The organism is Embleya sp. NPDC059213 (assembly GCF_042754445.1).
In the GTDB taxonomy this organism is placed as follows: Bacteria; Actinomycetota; Actinomycetes; order Streptomycetales; family Streptomycetaceae; genus Embleya.
The window spans coordinates 1-6096 of the sequence record NZ_JBHZAV010000325.1; the positions used below are offsets into that span (position 1 = coordinate 1).

Here is a 6096-nt window from a genome sequence, read left to right on the forward strand (position 1 = left end):
GGCGGCGGGCGAACTCGCGGGCGCAGAAGTAGGTGCCGTTGAGGGTGATGTCCACGACGGTGCGCCACGCGTTGGGGGACATCTCCTCGGCGGGCACCGGGAAGTTGGCCGCCGCGTTGTTGATCAGCACGTCCGGGAGTCCGAACGTGTCGACGGCCGCGTCGAAGGCCGCCTCGATCTCGGCCGGCTCGCGGATGTCGCAGGCCACCGTGCGCACCTTGGCGCCGGCCTCGGTCAGCGCCTCGCGGGCCGCCTCCAGGTGGTCCTCCTTGCGGCTGGCCACCACCAGGTTCGCGCCCAGTCGGGCGAACTCGATCGCGATCGCCTTGCCCAGACCGGTGCCGCCGCCGGTGACGAACACCGTACGGTCCGCGTAGGTGCCGGGCGGCAGCGCGGCGGCGCCCAGGGCGGGCGGTTCGGGCAGGCCGATGATGCCGTCGGATGCCTCGGTCATGAGGGCTCAGCTCCCGGTGTAGTGGGCGGGCCGCTGTTCGGCGCGGGCGGCGCGGAACTCGGCGTAGTCGTCCGACTTGTTGACGAAGGTCTGCGCGATCAGTTCCTCGGCCATCGAGGTGCGCACGGCGGGTTCGGCGAGGTGGCCGAGCACCCGCCGGGCCATCTTCACGGTCACCGCCGGGGCGGCGGCGATTCGCTCGGCCATCTCGCGCACGGTGGCGTCCAGTTCGGCGGCGGGCACCACGCGCGAGACGATGCCGTGCGCGTACGCCTCGGCCGCATGCATCGGCCGGCCGGTCAGCACCAGGTCGGCGGCCACCCCGGGCCCGCAGATCTGGTACAGCCGGGCCACGCCACCGGTGTCCGGAATGACCCCGTGCGTGGTCTCGGGCAGCATGAACCGAGCGCCCTCGGCGGCCACCCGGATGTCGCACAACAGCGCGCGCTGGAAGGACGCGCCGATCGACCAGCCCTGGCAGGCCACCAGCACCGGCGCGTCCAACTCGAAGAGCTGCTGCACCCCGCGATGCCCGCGGGTCATCAGCTGATGGTGGGTCAGCTCGACCCGGTGGCCCCCGATCGAGGACACGTCGCGGCCCGAGGAGAAGGACTTGCCCACCGCACGCCAGATCACCGCCCGCACCTCGGGCCGCTGCCGCAGTTCGCCGAGGATCTGCCACAGCAGCTGATCCATCTCGTCATCGAACGCGTTGTGCTTGTCCGGGTTGTTGTTGGTGATCGTCGCGATCGGTCCGTCGTAGTCGAGAAGCACCTTGTCCGCCATGACACCCTGGGATATCCCAACCCCGTACAGGAATCGAGAGCCAGGGGCGCCGCGGGGACCGCAAGCGGGCAAGATCACAGCCGGTCGCCCGGCCGGTCCGGCGGATCCCGGTCACGGGTTGCGCTGGGTCAATCCGTAGAAGTTGCCCTCGTTGTCGCGGAAGGTGGCCCACCAGCCCCATTCCTGCTGAGCGGGCTTGTCCGGGAAGTCGATGCCCTTGGCGACCAGTTCCCGGTAGGTGGCTTGCAGGTCGTCGCAGGTGAACAACACGTTGTTGAGCGAGCCGACCTTCTCCATGTCGAAGCGCTGACTGAACAGGATCAGCGTGATGCCGTCGCCCGGCGCGCGAACCTCGATCCAGCGCGGGCTGCCGGCCTCGCCCATCGGCGTGTCCATCACCTCCTCGAAGCCCATCCTGTCGACCCAGAAGCGCTTCGCCGCGTCCTGGTCGCTGACGTTCAATGAGACCTTTCCGACCTGCACCATGCGCACTCCTTCGGCAGGCGCCACCGGCCCTCGGTGGCGCTACGACCGGTGTTCGACCGGCTCGCCGAACAGTGCCTCTTGGCTCACCGTCGCAAACAGCGCGCCCGCGGCGTCGAAGATCCGACCGTGCACCGTGCCGTGCGCGGCGTGCAGCGAGGTGCCTTCCTGGTCGTAGAGCCACCACCGGTCCGCGCGGAACGGGCGATGGAAACGAATCGAGTGGTCCAGGCTGGCCCGGGGGATCCAGCGTCGGCCCAGCGCCCGGGCATGCGGCAGTACCAGCGTGTCCAAAATGCTCAGGTCGGTCGCGTACGCGACGGCGCACGCGTGCAGCAACGGGCGATCGGGAAGTTCGCCGTCGGCGCGGCACCACAGCGCGTTGTGCGGCGCCCGCGCGGTGGACGTCTCGTCGGCCCAGCTCGGTGGTGCCACGAAGCGCAGGTCCACCGGGTTGTGCCGGACCAACTGCGGTCGGCGCAGCGGGCCGTTCAGTGCGGCCAGACGCTGCGCGAGCGTGGGCAGCGTCGCCGGGTCGGGCACCACGGGTGCGCTCGGCGCGTGGTCGAACGGCGTCTCGGGGCGGGTCACCCGAAAGGACGCGACCAGGTGTACCAGGACCCGGTCCGCCTGGAGCACGTCGACCTGACGATGGCTCAGCGTCCGGCCCTGCAGGGTCCGCACGACCCGGTAGGTCAGCGGCAGGGTGGAATCCGCCGGCCGCAGGAACGACGCGTGCAGCGAGTGCGGCACCCGGTCCTCGTCGACGGTGGCTCCGGCGGCGGCGAGCGCCTGTGCGACCAGCCAACCGCCGAAGACCCGAAAGGCGTCCGGATCAGGGCTTTTCCCCTCGAATAGATCGGACTTGAGTCGGGTCGGCTCAACTTCTTCGACGAATCGGGTGACGTCGCTGCTCATGACTGCTAGTACAGCAACCAGAGCCGCGACATCGACAACGAGGGGCCTGGTGGGCAAGTGGCATGGGGTGCGGTAAAGGTGTTCAGGGATCGCAACGCCGGGCTGTATCTGAGCGGCGTGGTGGTCTCCAGCTTCGGCAGCAGCGCGATGTCCCTCGTCGCCGGCGTCTGGGCCAAGACACTGACCGGTTCGGACAGCGTGGCGGCGCTGATGGCGCTGGGGGTGTTCGCGCCGACCCTGTTCGGTCCGCTGCTCGGTGCGGTCGCGGACCGCCTGCCCGCGAAACGCCTGCTTCTGGCGGTCAACCTGGCGCTGGCCGCGCTGTTGACCCTCACCCTGACCGTGCGCTCGGCCGATCAGGTGTGGATCCTGTTCGCGGTGATGTTCGGCTACGGCATCGGCTTCGTGCTCCTGGACGCCGCCGAGTCGACCGCGCTCACGGCCGGCGTCGCGCCGGGCATCCTGGGCGACCTGAACGGGATGCGGCTCAGCGCGGCCGAAGGGATGAAGCTGGTCGCGCCGCTGGTGGGCGCGGGCCTGTTCGCGTGGGCCGGCGGGCACACCGTCGCGTTGTTGGACGCGGGCACGTTCGTGCTGGCCGCCGGGGTCTTCGCGCTGATGCGCTTCGACCAGCCGGTCCGGGCGAAGAGCGAGGGCGGGTGGTGGGGGGAGACCACCGCGGGCATGGGCTACCTGTGGGCGCATCGTCCGTTGCGCCGACTGGTGTTCTCCGGCGGTCTGGCGATGCTGGTGTCCGGGGTCAGCGGTGGTGCGATCTACACCGTGGTGGACCAAGGGCTCGATCGTTCACCGGCGTTCGTCGGCGTGCTGTACACCGCGCAGGGCGCCGGGTCCGTGGTGGTCGGGGTGTGCGCGGGCACGTTGATCCGCCGGCTCGGCCCGCGCGGGTTCGCGGTGCTCGGCCTGGCGCTGTTCGCGGTCGGGGTGGGTCTGCGGGTGGTGCAGTGGTTGCCCGCGGTTCTGGGCGGCAGTGTGGCGATCGGCTTCGGGTTGCCGGCGGTGCACGTCGCGGCGATGACCGTGTTGCAGCGGGAGACGCCGGGGCACCTGGTGGGGCGGGTCGCGGCGACCGCGGGGACGATCATGTTCGCGCCGACGGCGTTCGCGATCCTCGGTGTGGCGGGTCTGTTGGCGGTGCTGGACTACCGCGTCATCCTGCTCGGCACGGCGGCCCTGGGCGGCGCGGTCGCGCTGTACTGCGCGGCGGGTCGCGGCGAGCGGGGGCCGGACCGGGAGCCGACGTCGGGGGAGGACGCGCGGGATTCGCGGCACGTGTGACGCACGCATGTCCTAGGTCGAGGGCGGCTCGCCACCTACGATGATCCGCATGTATGAAGCGGCGGAAATCCCGGCCGAGCTGATTGCTCTTCAGCGGGATCGCGACCACGCGGCCGACGTCGTCACGACGTTCGCACGCGAGAACCCCGGACGGCTGGACGCCGAACTGACCCGTCAGTGGTCGGCGGTGGTTCGAGCGGAACGCAACGCCATACACGCCCTGCACGCGCATCCGATGATGGTGCTCGGACCGAATCGGTTCAAGATCATGCGCGCGTTGCGCGCCGCCGCCAAGCTCACCTGACGACGGCCCGGCCCGAACAGGGGCAAGAGAGCGTCGGACCGGACCGTCGAAGGACGTAGGTTACGCCGCCGCACCGACGATCGGCACCGGCGCGGCGGGTCACCGGGTTCTGTTGAGCCGCCGCCGGCTCTTCGCGCTCATGCCGACAGGCTCCGTTCGAACCGCATCCGGTCCGCGCCGGGGCCGTCCAGGTCTGCGATCGGGCCGTGCACGGTGAAGCCCATCGCCGTGTGAAAGCGGATCGAACCGGTGTTGACCGGCCCGGTGATCGCACGCACCAGGGTGCGGCCGTCGGCCCGTGCAAGCGTGAAGAACCGCTCGTACAACTCCCGTGCCAGTCCGGATCGGCGCAGGTCGGGTCGGACGCCGGCGAAGTGGATGTACGCCTGCTCCCGGTGCGCGGGCGAGAGCAGCCCGATCAGGAAACCGCCGAGCCCGGCGTCGTCCTCGGCGACCAGGCTGGTCGGATGGAAGTGGTCCAGGAACAGCCGCGGCAGTTTGTCCATGATCGGGCGGCCCCACCAGGCGTCCAGCACCGCGACGATGGTGTCGTAGTCGTCCGCGCGGGCGGTACGGATCGGCGGCGCGGTCATGCGGTGGCGCTCCCGGGGCAGAAGGTCCGGCGGTAGTTCTGCGGTGTGGTGCCGCGCCGGCGCAGGAAGTGATGGCGCAGTGTCGCGGCACTGCCGAAGCCCGAGCGCTCGGCGACGGTGTCGATCGGCAGGTCGGTCTCCTCCAGGAGTTCCTGGGCCAGCAACACGCGTTGCGCGGTGAGCCATTCGTAGGGGGTGGTGCCGGTCTCCTGCTGGAACCGGCGGGCGAAGGTACGCGGGGACATCAGCGCGTGCTCGGCCATCCGATCCACCGTCACCTCGCGGGACAGGCGCTGCTCCATCCACAGCAGGGTGGCTTGGAGCGGGCTGCCGGAGCGCTCGGGCAGCGGCCGGGCGATGTACTGCGCCTGGCCGCCCTCGCGGTGCGGCGGCACCACCATCCGGCGGGCGATCGCGTTGGCCACCCGGCTGCCGTCCTCCAGCCGGACCAGGTGCAGGCACGCGTCGATGCCGGCGGCGGTGCCCGCGCTGGTGATCACCCGCCGGTCCTCGACGTAGAGCACGTCCGGTTCGACGATGGCCAGCGGGTACCGGCGGGCGAGGCGGTCCGTGTACTTCCAGTGCGATGTGCAGCGCCGGCCGTCGAGCAGGCCGGCCCGGGCCAGCGTGAAGGCGCCGGTGCAGACGCTCATGATCCACGCACCCCGGGCCTCGGCGGCCCGCAGCGCGTCCAGGAGCCGCGGATCGGGCGCCGCGTTCTCGTCGTGCTCGGCGGAGGCCGGAATCGCGATCAGGTCCGCGTTCGCGACCCGGTCCAGGCCGTGTTCGGCGAACAGGTCGTAGCCGGCCTTGGCGCGAACCCGGCCGGGGGTGACCGCGCACACCGCGAAGTCGTAGACCGGGCAGCCCTCCTCGCTCCGGTCGATGCCGAATACCTCGCACAGCACCCCGAGTTCGAAGGGCGCGACCCCGTCCTGAACGATCACGACCACATTGCGCAGCATGCGTCCAGCATGCCGGCAGTTCGGCTGGGATGGCAGGATCTTTTGCCTATCCGGCAGTCCTGCCACTCGATGCATGTGCAAGCATCGGGCACTCTGGAGACATGACAGTTCTGGCGGTTTTCCTGGTGATCACGATGATTCTCGGTGGTCTGTCGACTCTGGGTCGATCGGCCGACACGCGCGATCGGGGCAAGCCCCGGTCGTGGCACCACTGAACGGCACGCGGGTCCGACGGCGCGTCGGGCCCGCGGCGCATCGGCGAACGACCGCGCGCCCGGCCCAAGGGACATGGGC

At 70.6% G+C, this 6096-nt stretch carries 8 protein-coding genes; 2 read left to right on the plus strand and 6 right to left on the minus strand.

The window, feature by feature from the left end; translation table 11 throughout:
• From ACFXMF_RS46245 to ACFXMF_RS46260, 4 genes are all read right to left on the minus strand, one after another.
• Positions 1-454: SDR family NAD(P)-dependent oxidoreductase (locus tag ACFXMF_RS46245; protein WP_379992491.1), on the minus strand; the 454-nt coding region annotated here is incomplete at its 3' end.
• A gap of 6 nt (positions 455-460) precedes the next feature.
• Entirely contained in the window at positions 461-1240 is a 780-nt protein-coding gene (locus tag ACFXMF_RS46250; protein ID WP_379992490.1) for an enoyl-CoA hydratase/isomerase family protein, read from the minus strand.
• A 111-nt stretch (positions 1241-1351) separates the two neighbouring features.
• Complete coding sequence (locus ACFXMF_RS46255; protein ID WP_360323506.1) at positions 1352-1726, minus strand: VOC family protein; 375 nt, start codon at positions 1724-1726, stop codon at positions 1352-1354.
• 39 nt (positions 1727-1765) lie between these two features.
• Positions 1766-2641 (minus strand): acyl-CoA thioesterase domain-containing protein, encoded by an 876-nt coding sequence (locus ACFXMF_RS46260; RefSeq protein ID WP_360323508.1) that lies wholly within the window; start codon positions 2639-2641, stop codon positions 1766-1768.
• A 78-nt stretch (positions 2642-2719) separates the two neighbouring features.
• Here ACFXMF_RS46260 and ACFXMF_RS46265 point away from each other — a divergent pair, with 78 nt between their 5' ends.
• Both ACFXMF_RS46265 and ACFXMF_RS46270 read left to right on the plus strand, forming a co-directional pair.
• Entirely contained in the window at positions 2720-3940 is a 1221-nt protein-coding gene (locus ACFXMF_RS46265; protein WP_379992489.1) for an MFS transporter, read from the plus strand.
• 49 nt (positions 3941-3989) lie between these two features.
• Positions 3990-4244 carry a hypothetical protein gene (locus tag ACFXMF_RS46270; RefSeq protein ID WP_360323512.1) on the plus strand — a complete coding sequence of 85 codons (255 nt, stop codon included), beginning with the start codon at positions 3990-3992 and terminating at the stop codon, positions 4242-4244.
• A gap of 137 nt (positions 4245-4381) precedes the next feature.
• On the opposite strand, the gene ACFXMF_RS46275 is transcribed toward ACFXMF_RS46270, so the two are convergent.
• Both ACFXMF_RS46275 and ACFXMF_RS46280 read right to left on the minus strand, forming a co-directional pair.
• The gene (locus tag ACFXMF_RS46275) at positions 4382-4837 is read right to left on the minus strand and encodes a GNAT family N-acetyltransferase (RefSeq protein WP_360323514.1); all 456 of its coding nucleotides are present in this window, start codon (positions 4835-4837) and stop codon (positions 4382-4384) included.
• A complete protein-coding gene (locus ACFXMF_RS46280; RefSeq protein WP_379992488.1) occupies positions 4834-5802 on the minus strand; it encodes a helix-turn-helix domain-containing protein in 969 nt (322 codons plus the stop codon). The genes ACFXMF_RS46275 and ACFXMF_RS46280 overlap by 4 nt, the downstream gene beginning before the upstream one ends.
• Between the last annotated feature and the right edge of the window lie 294 nt (positions 5803-6096).

What these genes read in the sequence shown, in the direction of transcription:
- ACFXMF_RS46275 (WP_360323514.1), bottom strand. Translation starts at nt 4,837, where the DNA reads ATGACCGCGCCGCCGATCCGTACCGCCCGCGCGGACGACTACGACACC.
- ACFXMF_RS46250 (WP_379992490.1), bottom strand. Translation starts at nt 1,240, where the DNA reads ATGGCGGACAAGGTGCTTCTCGACTACGACGGACCGATCGCGACGATC.
- ACFXMF_RS46255 (WP_360323506.1), bottom strand. Translation starts at nt 1,726, where the DNA reads ATGGTGCAGGTCGGAAAGGTCTCATTGAACGTCAGCGACCAGGACGCG.
- ACFXMF_RS46280 (WP_379992488.1), bottom strand. Translation starts at nt 5,802, where the DNA reads ATGCTGCGCAATGTGGTCGTGATCGTTCAGGACGGGGTCGCGCCCTTC.
- ACFXMF_RS46270 (WP_360323512.1), top strand. Translation starts at nt 3,990, where the DNA reads ATGTATGAAGCGGCGGAAATCCCGGCCGAGCTGATTGCTCTTCAGCGG.
- ACFXMF_RS46260 (WP_360323508.1), bottom strand. Translation starts at nt 2,641, where the DNA reads ATGAGCAGCGACGTCACCCGATTCGTCGAAGAAGTTGAGCCGACCCGA.